The sequence below is a fragment of the Psychrobacter sp. UBA6766 genome (assembly GCF_002453355.1).
In the GTDB taxonomy this organism is placed as follows: Bacteria; Pseudomonadota; Gammaproteobacteria; order Pseudomonadales; family Moraxellaceae; genus Psychrobacter.
In genome coordinates this window covers 205,970-221,209 of sequence record NZ_DKGQ01000004.1, presented here as the reverse complement: position 1 = coordinate 221,209, position 15,240 = coordinate 205,970, and the positions used below count along the sequence as shown (strand labels likewise).

Below are 15,240 nucleotides of genomic sequence, written 5' to 3'. Positions count from 1 at the left end.
CTTCAAATTCTCGTTTAATAAGAAACTGGGCTATGAACCTAAACTTTAATCAAAGTCTCGCTAAAAACTATAAGTCACCAAACCAAATCATTAGAGTGTTAAGTGAAGATTGGGTCGCTAAGCAAAGTTATTGCCCTAATTGCGATGCCGAACCATTAGCTGAATTCGCTAATGGCAAACCTGTCGCTGATTTTTATTGCTCAAACTGCGATGAAGAATATGAATTAAAAAGTAAGAAAGCAAAATTAAGCAACATTATTAATGATGGCGCTTACAACACTATGATTCAGCGAATCAATAGCAAGAACAATCCAAGCTTTTTCTTTTTAACCTATTCGCCAGAATACAAAGTTAATAACTTTTTGATCATTCCTAAGCATTTCTTTAAACCCGATATGATTGTTAAACGCAAACCTTTATCAGTCAATGCTAAACGTGCCGGTTGGGTCGGCTGCAATATAGACTTGCGCAAAGTGCTCGAATCAGGAAAGGTGTTTTTGGTTAAAAACGAGCAAGTTATACCACGCAATAATGTCACCGAGCAATTTCAAAAAACCTTGTTTTTACGTGAGCAAACTATTGCTTCGCGTGGTTGGACATTGGATATTTGGCAATGTATCGATAGACTGGATACTGACTTTTCTCTCAATCAAGTTTATGCGTTTGCCAACTTATTAAAACTCAAACATCCCGAAAATAACCATGTTAAAGATAAAATCCGTCAGCAGCTACAAGTGTTACGCGATAAAGGCATTATTGAATTTACTGGTCGTGGGCACTATCGCAAATTATATTAAGCGCTTTTCGTTATAACGCTCAGCTCTTGGTTGTCCTTTATTGTCGCGATAAATATCAGCTATCAGCTCATCTCTATCGTCCCAAAGCGGTAAACGTGCCGTTGCAACTAAACGATCATGAAACTTATGCGCTGGATACTCCCAATCAATTTCATCATTTATTTTAAAAAAGTGCTCTTCTCGATAATCGATATAAGCGTGCATTCTATTCTTAACATAGTTATTCCAATGCCATACTAGCTGCAATGATGTGCGAGCAGGCTTAGTAAACTGCTTTAAATTGACCGTTAGCGCACACCTTACTGGTTCGTCGTTAGGAAAGACTTTAATACGTTGCTCGATAACTTCTTCTGGTGTTTCTGCATATTCGAACACACCGCCAAAGGCAATAAATTTTTTAAAGTCTTTTAAATACATAACGCCGAGCGATAATTGAGTATAAGGCGATAAATGCACAATTTCATCAGGTTGTTTTTTTGCTAATTTGCAAATTTCATCAAAAACCATCAAGCGACGAATTTGTATTGGAATTCTAGTTTCTTCATAAATTGGACGCATCGATATCTCTCCTTTTAGAAGGCACCATTTAACCTTTATGATTGAGAAAATATCATTGATCGATTTGCTGTATTGCACAAGTCTTTGTCACAAAAGACGATCACTTCTTTTAATCACCTTTGCTAACCTAGCGGATATAAATCCTAAAGAAATTTTGATAAGCATGTATTGAGAATAGTGATGATAAAAAGTGATAAGACAGTAGAGAAAATCTTTCAGATAGAGATTGTCGAGACGTTAAGTAACACCATAGAAATTAGCGCAGAGAACGAGCAAGAAGCACTATTAAAAGCACAAGATATGTATAAAAAAGAGGAAGTTATTTTGTACGCAGATGATTGTATTGATACCAAATTTAATATTCTTTAAATACAGTTAAATCGCTTCAAAACTCACCACTTCACCCGACAATAACCTCAGACTGCTCATTGGCATCACACCGCGCAGCGCATTACAAAAGAATAGCTGGCTTAAATGGGGCAAATCTTCATCTTGTAATGACCGGATAATGACGGGATTTTCGCTAGTCGATAATGTATCGATAATCACTTGGCGCATTACGCCAGCGACACCTGATTGCGCCATCGACGGCGTATACCATTGACCAGCACTCAGATAGTTGCTGTTGTTTTGAGTGTGTGAACGATTGGACGATTTTGCGACTGGCGCTTGGGCTAATTGATAAAACACATTACTCATCGTGCCCTCAACCCACTGCCCGCTCATATCGCGTAGCAGACCTTCGGCTATGCTTGGCTTGATAGTGTCTGCCAATGTCTTAGCTTTGATAGCTTGGACTTTGATAGCTTGCAGCTCGCCACTTGCTAGCACATTATCGAGGCGATTTAAGCTTTTTAGTCCAGCAAGCGGCGGCGGCAAGCAAGCAATCTGAGAAGATAAGCAAATGGCACTGGCGGCAGGTTGTAGCGGGATGAATTGTCCATTAGAGAGCGGCAGCGATTGCGCAGTGGTAATACTCATTGGCGAGGATTTAAGCCAAACCTTGCACACACTGCCGCCAGTATTCGGCGTATAGCCATAGCCACGGACTTCTTGCTCGGCACGTGTGACGATAGGTTTTAGTATGCCTTGCTGTAATTGCTGGGCATGTGTTTTTAACACCATTAATAATGAAAAACTTTCCAGCTGAAGTTGCAAGGCTGCCGCATGCGAGATAAGGCGCTGATGGTGATAGTCCAACCACAGTATTTGCCCATCAATGACGCCCATAGTGGTAAAAAAACCATCGCCATATGCCAGCCCGCGATTGTCTAATGATATCGCGACCTCTTCAGCATCTTTCGACGCATTTGATGGCTGTAAGCAAATCCAACTATTGGTCGACATCAAAACCAGCTCCGACTATGTGTTGTCAGTTTGGGCAGCGGATTTATTAATCACCAACATACAGCTATAAAACTCGCATTTTGCCAACTCTACTTTTTGACCGCCGATGACCTTATTCTTGACAATCTGACCGTTCAGCATATCAGCGACCAACTTACCACCATCCTCACCCATCAATTGGCGTGCAAGCTGATAAGATTTTTTGGCATGATTTTGACTAAGCTCTTTTTCTTTATCAGAATCGGTCGGATTGGCAAAATACCAACCAAGCTCGAGATACTTTTCAGAATCAATCACATCCAAATACGGCGCATCGTTCTGCATAAAGCGATATTTGGAAGCTGGATTACTGGCATAGTCCAAGCTATTTTCATCGGTGCTGACCACTTTACCAAAAGCCGACTTTATCTCGCTCAGCTCATCGATATTTAGCGCTTTGACTTTATCAGTACTCCATGAAGCGACATCATATTTTACTGGTGTGCCTTGTTGATCAGTCGCGCCGTCTAGGTCAGCATTGACGGTGGTATCGTCTTGTTTAGGCGTCTCAGTAACTGTCTGCTCACTACTCTCAGCGCTCACGTCTTCAGCGGCTGTATCGCTATTTTTATTGCTATCACAGGCGCTTAAAGACACGCCAACTGCCATTATTGTACTGACCATCAGGGCCTGTAGGCTATTATTCCACATGGGCAATTTACTCACACTTTTAAAAGGGTCCGAAAACGGTATTAACGAGCGAGCTTTGGTGCCGCTGATAATAAACAATGTCTGTTAAGGTTTTATATTTATATACTTTGTTCGTTATAAACTGTGCTATCAACCGATCTTTTTGTCTGTTAGCAGTCCGTAAAACGGTAAACTGGTTGAAGCTTTTATGCTTCGACGTTTTTATGCTCCCTAGTTTACCCAACTGCTTAACCCTTGACTAGCCTTTACCTTACACATAACCCTCCCTCAGAGTACAGATTTGTTAAAGACCTCACGAGATAAAGGTATGATTTATCTGGCTAATTATTAACTCGGTTTTAAACCTATTTATTGCTTTAGGATAGATTTGTGAAAGTTAACGTTATCCCCTATGATGATTTGCCTATCTTTTTTTATTCATAATTTTTTACCCTTTAATTTTGTCTCTATTCTCATATTTATAACCAGCGGACCCTTTATGATCCAGCATTTTATCGTTATTGGCAATCCGATTGCCCATAGTAAATCCCCTGAAATCCATTCGCTATTTGCGGCACAGACTGGCGTTGAGATTAACTATCAGCGCCAGTATTGCCCAGATGATGCAGCCAGTTTTACCGCGGTGATTGAAGCTTTTTTTAAAGGTGGCGGCGTTGGTGCCAATGTAACCGTCCCCTTTAAACAAGTTGCTTATGAGTGCTGCGTAGCGCGTGGCGGCTTGTCCGAGCACGCCAAAGTCGCAGGCGCCGTCAATACATTGCTGTTAAATAAAGCGCTATTAAAAAATGGTATACCGATAGCCGAGGCGATATATGGCGATAATACTGATGGGCAAGGTTTGGTCAATCACATGACAAGTTTAGGCTGGCCTTTAAAGGACGCACGCGTGGCCATTATCGGTGCAGGCGGCGCGGCGCGCGGTGTGATTTTGCCATTCATTGAAGCGGGTATCGCAGAGCTCACCCTTGCCAATCGCACAGTGAGCAAGGCAAAAGACTTAGTCAGCGAGCTTAGCGCAGCGAGTGAAATAATTGCTCAGCAGCAGATTAAAACTTGTACCACAGAGGAATTAGAAGGTGAATTTGATATCATTATCAATGCCACGTCTATTGGTCTATCAGGCGCTACGCTACCGCTGAGCGACCAGCTAGACGGCCATTATGCTTACGATATGATGTATGGTCGCAATCTGCCATTTTTGCAGCACTTTGCCGCCCGTGGCGCCCAAGTATCAGATGGTTATGGCATGCTTATTGGACAGGCGGCATTAAGTTTTGAGCGTTGGACAGGTCATGCGATTGATGTTGCAGTGATCACTGATGCTTTATAAACGTATTGAATAAATAACAAAACCGCGATTAAAATAGCCGTATGAATGTGACTCTTACGGCTGTTTGTTTTCTAGCTAAATTAACCAAAACGCGCCAGTAACCGATTTTCCAACTTGCGTAGCGGCACACGTAAATTGGTTGAATGTATCACTACCCCGCCGCCTAGCCCTACCAAGCAACCAATCGCAGTATCAAACAAGCGCGTAAGGATAACTTCTTGATAAGCTTGTTCAGTAAGCGGTAAACCACTACCGTATTCAGCAATAAATATCGTCAGCGGGGTGATAAATATCACCGCCATTCCATAATGGCGGTCGACCAAGGTCTCGATACAGAGCATCAAGCCCAGTATGGCCAGCGCCACACCCCAAATCGGTAAGCCCCACGCTAACATCCAGCTCGCCAGCCCCATGCCTAATATCGTCCCAAGCAAACGATGTATTTGTTTAATCCACATGGTTCGCAAATGAATACCTTGGATAATTAAAAAGCAGCTGACCGCCGCCCAGTATGGGTTCGTTAGTTGTAAAGTAACCGCAATTAGTAAGGCTAAACTGACAAAACCCGCGACAATCACACTTTCTGTAATGGTATCAGGCTCATAGCTATAGGACGGCGTCGGCGTCGATGGTCGTGTCGCTAATAAAAACAGCGAATACAGTAGCGCCATCACCAAAGCAAAGCCGCTACCAAGCATCACCAGACCCGTGGCGGGCATGATGTCTTCTAGTGGCAGCGGAATAAATAACGCAATCGCACCGGCCATCATCACAAACAAGCCTGCTGGTGGTGGCTGGCGGTAATAACGCCCAAATATCACGATACCAAAGGCCATTAACGTAAATATTGGCAGTTTTAACATGGGGATTTGCTGCGTCATCAAACCAAGGGCAAAGCACAGCGACATAGCAAAACCCCACGCCATCACCGTCACCAACCGATACGGTAGTTTACCTACAAAAGGAGTATTTAAAATAACCATCGCCCCTAATGACGCTTTGATACCGGACGGCAAAGCATCAAAGTAAGCACCGACAAACACGGGAAAGCTAATCGTAATGGCGGCGATAATCGGCATATGCCACGGTCGCTTGCTGCGATTGATGGTGAATAGGTGTTTTAGCTCACCATCGATGAGACTTTTTAAGCGAGCAAATAATGCTGTTGGCCAAGATGCTCGCGCTACCTTGCGCTTTGATGCGCTCATAGTTGGCTTTCCTTTATCTCGTGCGTGCACGTAAACCATACATTTACTGGTTGTTTTGCAATTACGCCGCTATCTATACTAAAACTATCTATACTAAAAAACGGCTTATAAACGTCCATTCATCATTACCTACTCTTTACTCTTATAACTTAATTTTTTGTTTTTTTTAATATATAATGAATATTAGTTATTAGTTGTATATTTGTGGTTATAGAAGATTTATACTGACCTTAATGCCACAACAGCTGTTTCTTATCAAGGACGCCTTAACGGTTATCAAAATGGACAAGCTGTTCTTAATAAACCTAAATGCCGACCTGTGATATTGTCTACCTTTGTCCCAAATAATTAAACACCCGTTTTCATGAACCGTGGCTCAACTACTGAGCCGACAGTCTATGCTAACGAATAACCAATGAGAGCGACTATGTTAACTTATAAAGCACCTTTACGTGATATCAAGTTTTTGATAAATGATGTTTTTGACTATCAAACGCACTATAAAAGCCTAGATAATGGCGAAAACGCTGATCCTGAAACCGTCGATATGATTCTGCAAGGCATGGCTGATTTTGCCGAAAATGTCCTATCTCCTATCTATCAGCCAGCAGACGCGGAAGGCTGTCATTTTGAAAATGGTGAGGTCACCACGCCCAAAGGCTTTAAAGAAGCTTACGATCAATTTGTCGAAGGCGGCTGGCAAGGGATTTCTTACCCTGAAGAGTACGGCGGTATGAACTTACCAATGTCAATCAACCTCATCAAAGCCGAGATGATTGGTACGGCTAACTGGCCATGGGCGATGTATCCTGGTCTATCAACTGGTTGTATCAACACCTTATTACAGTACGGTACAGACGAGCAAAAAGCGACTTACTTACCTAAATTGGTTGAAGGCACTTGGTCGGGCACCATGTGTTTGACTGAGCCGCAGTGTGGTACCGATTTGGGACAAGTAAAATCAAAAGCCATTCCGCAAGATGACGGTACTTATAAAATTAGCGGTACCAAGATTTTCATCTCAAGCGGTGAGCATGACCTCACTGATAATATCGTGCATATCGTTTTGGCCCGCCTACCAAATGCGCCAGAAGGCACGCGCGGTATTTCACTATTTATCGTTCCAAAATTCTTGCCAAATGCTGAAGGCGAGTCTGGCGAGCGTAACGGCGTGGTTTGTGGTTCTATTGAACATAAAATGGGCATCAGCTCATCTTCGACCTGTGTTTTAAACTTTGATGATGCGACAGGTTTCCTTATCGGTGAGCCAAACAAAGGCTTAAAAGCGATGTTCACCTTTATGAACACCGCGCGTATCGGTACGGGTATCCAAGGGTTGGCGCACACTGAGCTGTCTTTCCAAAACGCGCTACCATACGCCAAAGACCGTCGTTCTATGCGTACCTTGTCAGGAACCAAAGACCCTGAAAAAGTCGCTGATGCCATCATTCATCATGCCGACGTACGCCGTATGCTCTTGACCCAAAAAGCCTTTGCTGAAGGTGGGCGTTCGATGATATATCACTCAGCACGCTATGCCGACAAAATGTCACAAGGCGTTGTCAACGGTGATGAAGCCGAGTTTGAAAAATGGGATGATAAATTGGGCTTTTATACGCCTATCCTAAAAGGCTTCTTAACGGAGCTTGGTATCGAAGCGGCCAAACACGGTCAGCAGGTTTACGGCGGTCACGGCTATATCAAAGAATGGGGCATGGAGCTTATCGCCCGTGATGCTCGAATTGCCACTATGTACGAAGGTACCACTGGCGTTCAAGCGCTTGATTTACTAGGTCGTAAAGTTATCTTGCAATCTAAAGGTAAAATCATCCGTGATTACACCTCAAGCATCATGAAATGGTGCGGCGAATATGCGCTTGACAAAGACATGCGTAAATTCGTTTGGGCTCTGACCAAACTATGCGCTGAGTGGAACACCTTGACCGTGCGCTTGATGCTAATGGCGCGTAAAGACCGTGAAATCATCTCTGCTGCATCGGATGATTTCTTGATGTACTCAGGCTACGTAATGATGGGGTATCATTGGGCGCGAATGGCGGCTGTCGCTTATGACAAGCTTAAAAACGGCGGTACTGAATCTCCAGAATTCTACAAAGCTAAGATTCAAACCGCAGAGTTTTATTTCGATAAAATCTTACCACGTACGTCAGGTCATGCTGAAAGTATGGTTGCTCCAAGCGAAAGCATGACAGCAATGGAAATCGATAACTTTGCGTTTTTAGACTAAGATTACAGAAGCATTAAGTAATCATCATCATCGATAAGAAAAGCGCCTATTCATTAGGCGCTTTTTTATGTTTAACTAGAGCGTGTCCTCAATTTAAAATAAGATCGATACGTTAATATTTTCATGCTTCGGTATAAATTTTTCTTACTTGCTGTTCGCAAGCGTGACAGAAGCCACAAAAAATTTATCCCAACAACACTTTATATCGATTTGAATTGAATTGATTATAGCAAATAGATAACAATATCAGTTAGGAGACAATGATGTTTTCCATTAATAATAAAAACCCTTTATCAAGCACACGAATGGTAAAAGCGCTACTTCTTAGTGCCACATTGTTAAGTGTTGGTGCCAATAGTGCGATTGCTAAGAGTAGCGATACCACTATTCATTTTGCCAAAGGCGCTGTTAGTAGTACCGTTACTGGCAAATTAAAACCTAATGAAGATGAGCATTGGTATCGTTTTGATGCCGCCGCTTCACAATATGCCATTATTAATATTGCGCCATTGGCTGGCACGCCTGAGACTGCCAATACCGGCGTACTGCACATGCCAAACGGCACACAAGATGGCACCAAAGGCGGTATTATTTATCAAGGCTGTTTGCCAGCAACTGGTGAATATCGCTTACGTATCGCGCGCAATTTGATGGCAACTCACGGTAAAACTGCTGGTTATAAGGCAGAAGTAGTGATATTACCCAAATATGCCAGTAAAGCATTATGCGAAAATAAATAGGTTGTCAGCAATCGTGGCTTAGGTTGTAAGTAATGAAGGCTAAAGGTCAATTAAGCATTTTTTTATGATAAATTGCGCTGATTTCTTCTACCTCAACACATATCTGTACATCTGCGCGCCCTGATTGCTGTTCACTTAATCTCTCTTCTATGGTAGCTGTCAGGAGTTCAGCGAGCTGATGACGAATGACCTCGTCACGGCCGATCATAATTTTTAGATGGGCATAAACAAAGCCGTTGCGTTGCTCGTCGTCTGTAACCCCGACCAAAAACGTCTCAATCGGAACAATGCGTGCTTTAATGTCGGCAGGCTTACCAAAGTGCCCACTGTCCCATAGCGCTTGATTTAATACCTTTAAAAATGATTCTTCATGAGCAATCATGACGTTGGGCGTCACTTGAATGGTTAAATGCGGCATGGCTAAAATCCTTATTAAAAAATACCAAATCTGAAAGTAAACGTTGATAGTAAATAGTTGATAGTAAATAGTTGATATTGAGCGCAGTTACTATTAAGGAGAAATGAAAAATAAGAGGAAATAAAAAAGCACAAATCACACTGCGTGTATATTTCAGCTTAACCATTAATCATCAATAATGTCCGCAAAACGCGCAGCAAGCGTGGTCGCCAATTGCTCAGGTGGCAACTCAATCTCTAAACCACGGCGACCACCACTCACGTAGATAGTCACTTGCGCTTGCGCGGAGACATGTATGAGCGTCGGCAAGCGCTTTTTTTGTCCCAATGGACTGACACCGCCGAGCACGTAGCCTGTACTACGCTCGACTTGATTGGGATCGGCCATTTGCACTTTTTTACAGGTCAACATATTGTGAGTCGATAGAGCTTTGGCCATTTTTTTAAAGTTTAGGGTTTTATCGACGGGCAAAATCGCCACCGCAAGCGCGCCAGCTTCGGCCATGACCACTAGGGTTTTAAAAACACGCTCGGCAGAAATCGCCAGTTTTTCAGCTGCTTCCAGACCAAAAGACGCGGCGTTACTGTCGTGAGTATATTCATGCAACTGATAATCAAGGTTGCGTTGTTTAGCAAGTTTAATAGCAGGAGTCATAATGTTTTGGCTTCGGTAGATAAAGTTAAGGAATAAAATTTCATATAAATTTGAATATAATTTTTCTGATTTAACCTTGATACTGATTTAATCTCATTACAATATCATGAATATCGCAGCATGCGAAACCGCGTTTTTTCTATCTTTGACTTTAAAAACTTGTGCCTCAAAACTGCCATCTTATCTGATATATTCTTCTGTGATATTGTTAATATTGATAGTATATACAGACTCAATATATCGCTTTGACGGCTTTTATGGCATCATAAGCTCACCATATTTGACTAATTTTGATACTGATTATGATACCGAAGTTCTTAAAAAAACGGATTTTTAAAGCGTCCGTAGCGACCAGCAGTTCAGCAGCAACGAGAGAGTTAGACACCGCTAACGATGCGGCTGTGGCAAAGCCGTATTCTAATGCGCCGATTAACCAGCTGTATCGTAAGCTTTCGGGGCAAATGCTTGATGTGGCAGTTAAACCAAAACTACTAGGCGAGTTGCCCGAATTCGATGATGACGACAACGTCCTCAGATTCTATGTGCTACAAGATTATTCGCGCTCCAACAGTATTTTGATTGATCTGCAAACGCAAGCCCACAACCTGCCGCCGGCATTGGTCGGGGTACAAGATATTGCCCACGATGTTAAAGAAAATGCGGCCATTATATTTTTGCATCATCCCCATGCCAAAGACAGCCAGCTCTCCCCTCGCCTGTCGCGCTTAGTTTCTGCGGTCTTACAACATCCAGAATTAAAAGTGCGATTGGTGCCCGTAACAATTCTTTGGGGGCGCGCGCCAGAAAAAGAAGATTCGTTATTTAAGCTCTTGACCGCCGATAACTGGGAAGATCCAAGTATTACTAAGCAGTTATTTAATATCGGCGTTATGGGACGTGATACCTTTGTTCAATTTCATCCGCCGCAAGATTTGCGTACTCTTATTAACGACAGCCTAAAAGGCGATAACGAAGGATTTTCTGTCTTTGATTCGGTAGCGACGGAGTCAACCATCAGCACTGCGTTAGATAGCAGTCCTAACGGCACAAACGATACCACACTAAGCGTCACCGTACCAAGCGACGCAGCACCAAGCTATGCAATGGTTGTATCAGCTGATGGCAACCGCGAGCTAGTACGGTCGTTACAACAGCAGCTTAATATTTATTTAGATAAACAGCGTGCCAGTATGCTCGGACCAGATTTGTCGGACAGACGTAACTTGGTCGACAAATTGGTTTATTCGCCCGCTATCAAACACGCAATAGAGACAGAAGCCGTAGAGTCAGGCACTAGTGTTCGTGAAGCGCGCTTATTGGCCAAAGGCTATGCCAATGAAATGGTCAATGATTACTCCTATTCTATCATTCGTGGTTTTTACAAATTTTTGACGTGGCTATGGACGCAGCTTTATGATGGCGTAGAGGTGCATCATTTTGAGCGCGTGCGCGAGTTGGCGGCTGATTATGAGCTGATTTATGTGCCTTGCCATCGCAGTCATGTCGACTACCTACTGCTGTCTTACGTTATCTACAAGCGCGGCTTAAGCATTCCTTATGTTGCTGCTGGTGACAACTTAGATGTGCCAGTATTAGGACCACTATTGCGCGGCGCCGTTGCTTTTTATATTCGCCGCAGTTTCCGCGGTAATGCGTTATATACCGCAGTATTACGCGAATATATGCACACACTAATTACCCGTAACACACCGATTGAGTACTTTATCGAAGGTGGGCGCTCACGCTCAGGGCGGCTCTTGCCACCCAAGATGGGAATGTTGGCAATGACGGTACACAGCCAATTACGCCACACTAATAAACCTGTGGTGTTCATTCCGACCTATATCGGTTACGAGCGTATCATGGAAGGCGGTACCTATGTGGGTGAGCTAAAAGGTAAGCCAAAAGAGTCAGAATCGTTAATCGGTTTACTCAAAGTTGGGCGTAAGATTGAGCGTATTTTTGGTAACGTGCATTTAAGCTTTGGTACACCGCTACATCTTAGCGACTTTATGCAAAAATTTGAGGTGCCTGCTAATAGCTTACCTGCGGATCGCACCGATACGCCACTCGATGATAAAACCAGCGCCATGGTTGATAATGTCGGCGTCAAAGTCATGCAGCACATCAATAAAGCAGCGGTTATCACCCCTGTGTCGCTCCTATCATTGGTATTATTGTCCGCTCCAAAAGCAGCGCTTGACGAAGACATTTGCCGTGAGCAAATCGCCCTTTACCAAGGCCTGGCTCAGTATTTGCCCTACTCTGATGATACGATTATCACCGATATGACGCCGCAGCAAATTATTGATTATGGTATTAAGCTAAAGCTCATCGAACGCATACCGCATATCTTGGGTGATATTATTCAAGTTGCTGGTAAACAAGCGGCACTGCTGAGCTATTTCCGAAACAATATCCTGCACGTCTTTATTTTATTATCTTTCTTAGCTGCTTTAGTGGCGCGTAACGGTCGCATCGAACGCAGTCGACTGAACAGTATTGCTGAGCAGTTATATCCCTTCCTTCAAAGCGAGCTGTTTTTATATTATTCAGCGCATAGCCTGAAAGATACCCTTAACAAGAAAGTCGATAGTTTGCTTGCAAATGGGTTAATTGTTGAATTGGATAACGGAATGCTGAGCGTTCCTGAAACCAATAGTAAATGTTATCAGCAGCTACAAGTGCTGGCCACCCCTGTTGAACAAAGTCTTGAGCGTTACTTTATGACCCTTGCGCTACTTGCTCAGCAAGGCTCGGGCAATTTAACTGAAAGTGAAGTCGTTGACCTTTGTCATTTGCTTGGTCAGCGTTTGTCAGTTCTGTATGCCGACGACATTCCTGACTTCTTTGATCGTGCGCTATTTACTAGCTTTATCAGTGCGTTGACTCGCCTCGATTATCTGCAAAAAGAGGAAGAAACGGGAATATTAACCTTTGATCAGCGCATCGATAATATTGCCCACTATGCTAAATATGTATTGAGTCCCGATATGATGCAAATTTTGCAGCAAGTCGCCAGTCTTAATGAAGAAGAGATTGCCCACGCAATCACTGAAATTAGCAATAAAAAGCAGCGTAAATTTGGCCTCAAGCGTTAGTAAACGCAAAGCAGCGTAAACGGTAAATATAAAAAAAGACCTCTAACAATTAGAGGTCTTTTTATTGGTTAAAAATGATAACTACACATAAGTATTTTAGGTAGAAATCTTTTTATACTTCATACGCTTAGGACTGGCGTCATCACCCATGGTCTTTTTACGATAAGTTTCAAACTCAGAGTAGTTACCATCGAACCAAATTGGGCTTTCCTCTTCGAATGCCAAAATATGAGTTGCAATACGGTCAAGGAACCAGCGATCATGCGAGACCACCATTACCGTTCCTGGGAATACTTGAATTGCGTCCTCTAGCGCACGTAAGGTTTCGATATCCAAATCGTTTGAGGGTTCATCAAGAAGCAAGACGTTCGCACCCTGCTTTAAGGTCTTAGCAAGTTGCAAGCGATTACGCTCACCACCAGATAACTGACCGACGTGCTTTTGTTGATCTGAGCCTTTAAAGTTAAAGCGGCCAATATAAGCGCGACTTGGCGTCGTATAGTCGCCAACCGTGATGATATCTAAGCCGTCAGATACTTCTTCCCAAACGGTTTTGTTATCATCTAAATTGTCACGAACCTGACCAACATAAGCGACTTTGACACTTTCACCCAAATCGACCGAGCCTGTATCAGGTGTATCGCGTTCGGTAATCATGTTAAATAGCGTGGTTTTACCCGCACCATTTGGACCAATGATTCCGACGATAGCGCCAGCGGGCACGTTAAAGCTGAGGTTCTCATAGAGTAAACGATCGCCAAATGATTTGGAGATATCGTTGACTTCGATGACTTTATTACCTAAACGTGGGCCAGGTGGAATGTAAATTTCAGAGGTCTCATTACGCTTTTGGAATTCTTGAGAGTTTAATTCTTCAAAACGCTGAACGCGAGATTTAGACTTGGCCTGCTGACCTTTTTGGTTTTTACGAATCCACTCAAGCTCTTTTTTCAGCGCTTTAGCAAAGGATTCTTCTTGCTTATTCTGCTGCTCTAGACGGTTGTTTTTTTGCTCAAGCCACTCAGTATAGTTGCCTTCATACGGATAGCCATGGCCACGGTCTAGCTCCAAAATCCACTGCGCGACGTTATCTAAGAAATAACGGTCATGGGTAATGGCAACAATGGTACCGCTATAGTTCTGCAAGAACTGCTCAAGCCAGGCGACCGACTCAGCGTCTAAATGGTTGGTTGGTTCGTCGAGTAATAGCATATCGGGACGTGACAACAACAAACGACACAAGGCCACACGGCGTTTTTCACCACCCGATAATTTGCTAACGTCCGCATCCCATGGCGGTAGACGTAGCGCATCAGCGGCTTTTTCTAGTTGAGTATTCAAGTTATGAGCATCCCATGCTTGAATGATGTCTTCCATTTTGCCTTGTTCTTCGGCAAGCTTATCAAAGTCAGCATCAGGCTCAGCATATTCAGCATAAATGGCATCGAGACGAGCAAGCGCATCTAACGCCTCACGCATACCGTCTTCAACGTTGCCGCGGACATCTTTGCTGTCGTCAAGCTGGGGTTCCTGCGGCAAATAACCAACCTTGGTACCTGTCTGCGCGCGCGCTTCACCGCTAAAATCTTTATCTACGCCCGCCATAATGCGTAGCAAGGTTGATTTACCTGAACCATTGATACCAAGCACACCAATTTTAGCGCCAGGGAAAAACGATAGGTTAATATTTTTTAAAATTTCACGCTTTGGTGGAACAAGTTTTGACACGTTGTTCATCGTGTAGATATATTGAGCCATTAACACTCCGATAGACTGCATAGACGAGGCCTACAAACCATACTCAGCAATTATGCTAAATGGACTTCGCCTCAAAAATCAGGGTTATAAATTGTCTACCATTATCGCATTGTGGCGCATACCCTGCAAGCTAACAGGCTGTTTTACCTGTCGTTTTGCACCTTTTAGCGTTTTTTAGCGGTTTTCCGTTTTCAGGATGCTGTTTTATCGACCCTCTATGCTCAAATCTCTATTATAAGATCTTAAATTACAAACCTTTGCAGCCATGTTGGTGGAAAATGAGGCTAGTAACATTCATCCTATCTAGTCTTACGGTAAACGCCTAGAAACTTCATCTAAAAAAGCTGACAATAAGTAGCATAAGCTATTGATTATCAGTCAGATGCAGATA

The 15,240-nt window shown here is 43.2% G+C and carries 13 protein-coding genes; 6 read left to right on the top strand and 7 right to left on the bottom strand.

Features of this window, described 5'->3' with window-relative positions:
- Window positions 1-32: 32 nt before the first annotated feature.
- Window positions 33-797: a DpnI domain-containing protein gene (locus B4K26_RS01240; protein WP_296243066.1), complete on the top strand. Its 765-nt coding sequence runs from the start codon at window positions 33-35 to the stop codon at window positions 795-797.
- Here the strand turns inward: B4K26_RS01240 and B4K26_RS01235 are convergent.
- On the bottom strand, window positions 789-1,355 hold the full coding sequence (locus B4K26_RS01235) for a hypothetical protein (RefSeq protein WP_296243065.1): 567 nt from the start codon (window positions 1,353-1,355) through the stop codon (window positions 789-791). The two genes, B4K26_RS01240 and B4K26_RS01235, sit on opposite strands and share 9 nt — an antisense overlap.
- 180 nt (window positions 1,356-1,535) lie before the next feature.
- Here B4K26_RS01235 and B4K26_RS01230 point away from each other — a divergent pair, with 180 nt between their 5' ends.
- Window positions 1,536-1,724 carry a DpnD/PcfM family protein gene (locus B4K26_RS01230; RefSeq protein ID WP_296243064.1) on the top strand — a complete coding sequence of 63 codons (189 nt, stop codon included), beginning with the start codon at window positions 1,536-1,538 and terminating at the stop codon, window positions 1,722-1,724.
- A gap of 6 nt (window positions 1,725-1,730) precedes the next feature.
- On the opposite strand, the gene B4K26_RS01225 is transcribed toward B4K26_RS01230, so the two are convergent.
- Both B4K26_RS01225 and B4K26_RS01220 read right to left on the bottom strand, forming a co-directional pair.
- The gene (locus B4K26_RS01225; RefSeq protein ID WP_296243063.1) at window positions 1,731-2,702 is read right to left on the bottom strand and encodes an aminotransferase class IV; all 972 of its coding nucleotides are present in this window, start codon (window positions 2,700-2,702) and stop codon (window positions 1,731-1,733) included.
- A 15-nt stretch (window positions 2,703-2,717) separates the two neighbouring features.
- Window positions 2,718-3,407, bottom strand: coding sequence for a hypothetical protein (locus B4K26_RS01220; protein ID WP_296243062.1), 690 nt, complete (start codon window positions 3,405-3,407; stop codon window positions 2,718-2,720).
- 463 nt (window positions 3,408-3,870) lie between these two features.
- Here B4K26_RS01220 and aroE point away from each other — a divergent pair, with 463 nt between their 5' ends.
- Window positions 3,871-4,722 (top strand): shikimate dehydrogenase, encoded by an 852-nt coding sequence (gene aroE, locus B4K26_RS01215; protein ID WP_296243061.1) that lies wholly within the window; start codon window positions 3,871-3,873, stop codon window positions 4,720-4,722.
- An 80-nt stretch (window positions 4,723-4,802) separates the two neighbouring features.
- Here aroE and B4K26_RS01210 read toward each other — a convergent pair whose 3' ends face one another.
- Window positions 4,803-5,930: an FUSC family protein gene (locus B4K26_RS01210; RefSeq protein ID WP_296243060.1), complete on the bottom strand. Its 1,128-nt coding sequence runs from the start codon at window positions 5,928-5,930 to the stop codon at window positions 4,803-4,805.
- A gap of 427 nt (window positions 5,931-6,357) precedes the next feature.
- Between B4K26_RS01210 and B4K26_RS01205 the strand changes: the two genes are divergently transcribed.
- A complete protein-coding gene (locus B4K26_RS01205; protein WP_296243059.1) occupies window positions 6,358-8,178 on the top strand; it encodes an acyl-CoA dehydrogenase C-terminal domain-containing protein in 1,821 nt (606 codons plus the stop codon).
- Between the two features lie 263 nt (window positions 8,179-8,441).
- Window positions 8,442-8,918, top strand: a complete 477-nt coding sequence (locus tag B4K26_RS01200) for a hypothetical protein (RefSeq protein ID WP_296243058.1) — start codon at window positions 8,442-8,444, stop codon at window positions 8,916-8,918.
- 46 nt (window positions 8,919-8,964) lie between these two features.
- Here the strand turns inward: B4K26_RS01200 and B4K26_RS01195 are convergent, their stop codons facing one another.
- Window positions 8,965-9,336 (bottom strand): 5-carboxymethyl-2-hydroxymuconate Delta-isomerase, encoded by a 372-nt coding sequence (locus tag B4K26_RS01195; RefSeq protein ID WP_296243057.1) that lies wholly within the window; start codon window positions 9,334-9,336, stop codon window positions 8,965-8,967.
- A gap of 165 nt (window positions 9,337-9,501) precedes the next feature.
- The gene (ybaK, locus tag B4K26_RS01190; RefSeq protein ID WP_296243056.1) at window positions 9,502-9,990 is read right to left on the bottom strand and encodes a Cys-tRNA(Pro) deacylase; all 489 of its coding nucleotides are present in this window, start codon (window positions 9,988-9,990) and stop codon (window positions 9,502-9,504) included.
- Window positions 9,991-10,292: 302 nt separating this feature from the next.
- Between ybaK and plsB the strand changes: the two genes are divergently transcribed.
- Window positions 10,293-13,091, top strand: coding sequence for a glycerol-3-phosphate 1-O-acyltransferase PlsB (gene plsB / locus B4K26_RS01185; protein ID WP_296243055.1), 2,799 nt, complete (start codon window positions 10,293-10,295; stop codon window positions 13,089-13,091).
- A gap of 96 nt (window positions 13,092-13,187) precedes the next feature.
- On the opposite strand, the gene ettA is transcribed toward plsB, so the two are convergent.
- A complete protein-coding gene (gene ettA / locus B4K26_RS01180; RefSeq protein ID WP_296243054.1) occupies window positions 13,188-14,849 on the bottom strand; it encodes an energy-dependent translational throttle protein EttA in 1,662 nt (553 codons plus the stop codon).
- Between the last annotated feature and the right edge of the window lie 391 nt (window positions 14,850-15,240).

Coding starts and splice junctions, on each gene's coding strand:
- B4K26_RS01240 (WP_296243066.1), top strand. CDS start 33: ATGAACCTAAACTTTAATCAAAGTCTCGCTAAAAACTATAAGTCACCA.
- B4K26_RS01235 (WP_296243065.1), bottom strand. CDS start 1,355: ATGCGTCCAATTTATGAAGAAACTAGAATTCCAATACAAATTCGTCGC.
- B4K26_RS01230 (WP_296243064.1), top strand. CDS start 1,536: ATGATAAAAAGTGATAAGACAGTAGAGAAAATCTTTCAGATAGAGATT.
- B4K26_RS01225 (WP_296243063.1), bottom strand. CDS start 2,702: ATGTCGACCAATAGTTGGATTTGCTTACAGCCATCAAATGCGTCGAAA.
- aroE (WP_296243061.1), top strand. CDS start 3,871: ATGATCCAGCATTTTATCGTTATTGGCAATCCGATTGCCCATAGTAAA.
- B4K26_RS01210 (WP_296243060.1), bottom strand. CDS start 5,930: ATGAGCGCATCAAAGCGCAAGGTAGCGCGAGCATCTTGGCCAACAGCA.
- B4K26_RS01205 (WP_296243059.1), top strand. CDS start 6,358: ATGTTAACTTATAAAGCACCTTTACGTGATATCAAGTTTTTGATAAAT.
- B4K26_RS01200 (WP_296243058.1), top strand. CDS start 8,442: ATGTTTTCCATTAATAATAAAAACCCTTTATCAAGCACACGAATGGTA.
- B4K26_RS01195 (WP_296243057.1), bottom strand. CDS start 9,336: ATGCCGCATTTAACCATTCAAGTGACGCCCAACGTCATGATTGCTCAT.
- ybaK (WP_296243056.1), bottom strand. CDS start 9,990: ATGACTCCTGCTATTAAACTTGCTAAACAACGCAACCTTGATTATCAG.
- plsB (WP_296243055.1), top strand. CDS start 10,293: ATGATACCGAAGTTCTTAAAAAAACGGATTTTTAAAGCGTCCGTAGCG.
- ettA (WP_296243054.1), bottom strand. CDS start 14,849: ATGGCTCAATATATCTACACGATGAACAACGTGTCAAAACTTGTTCCA.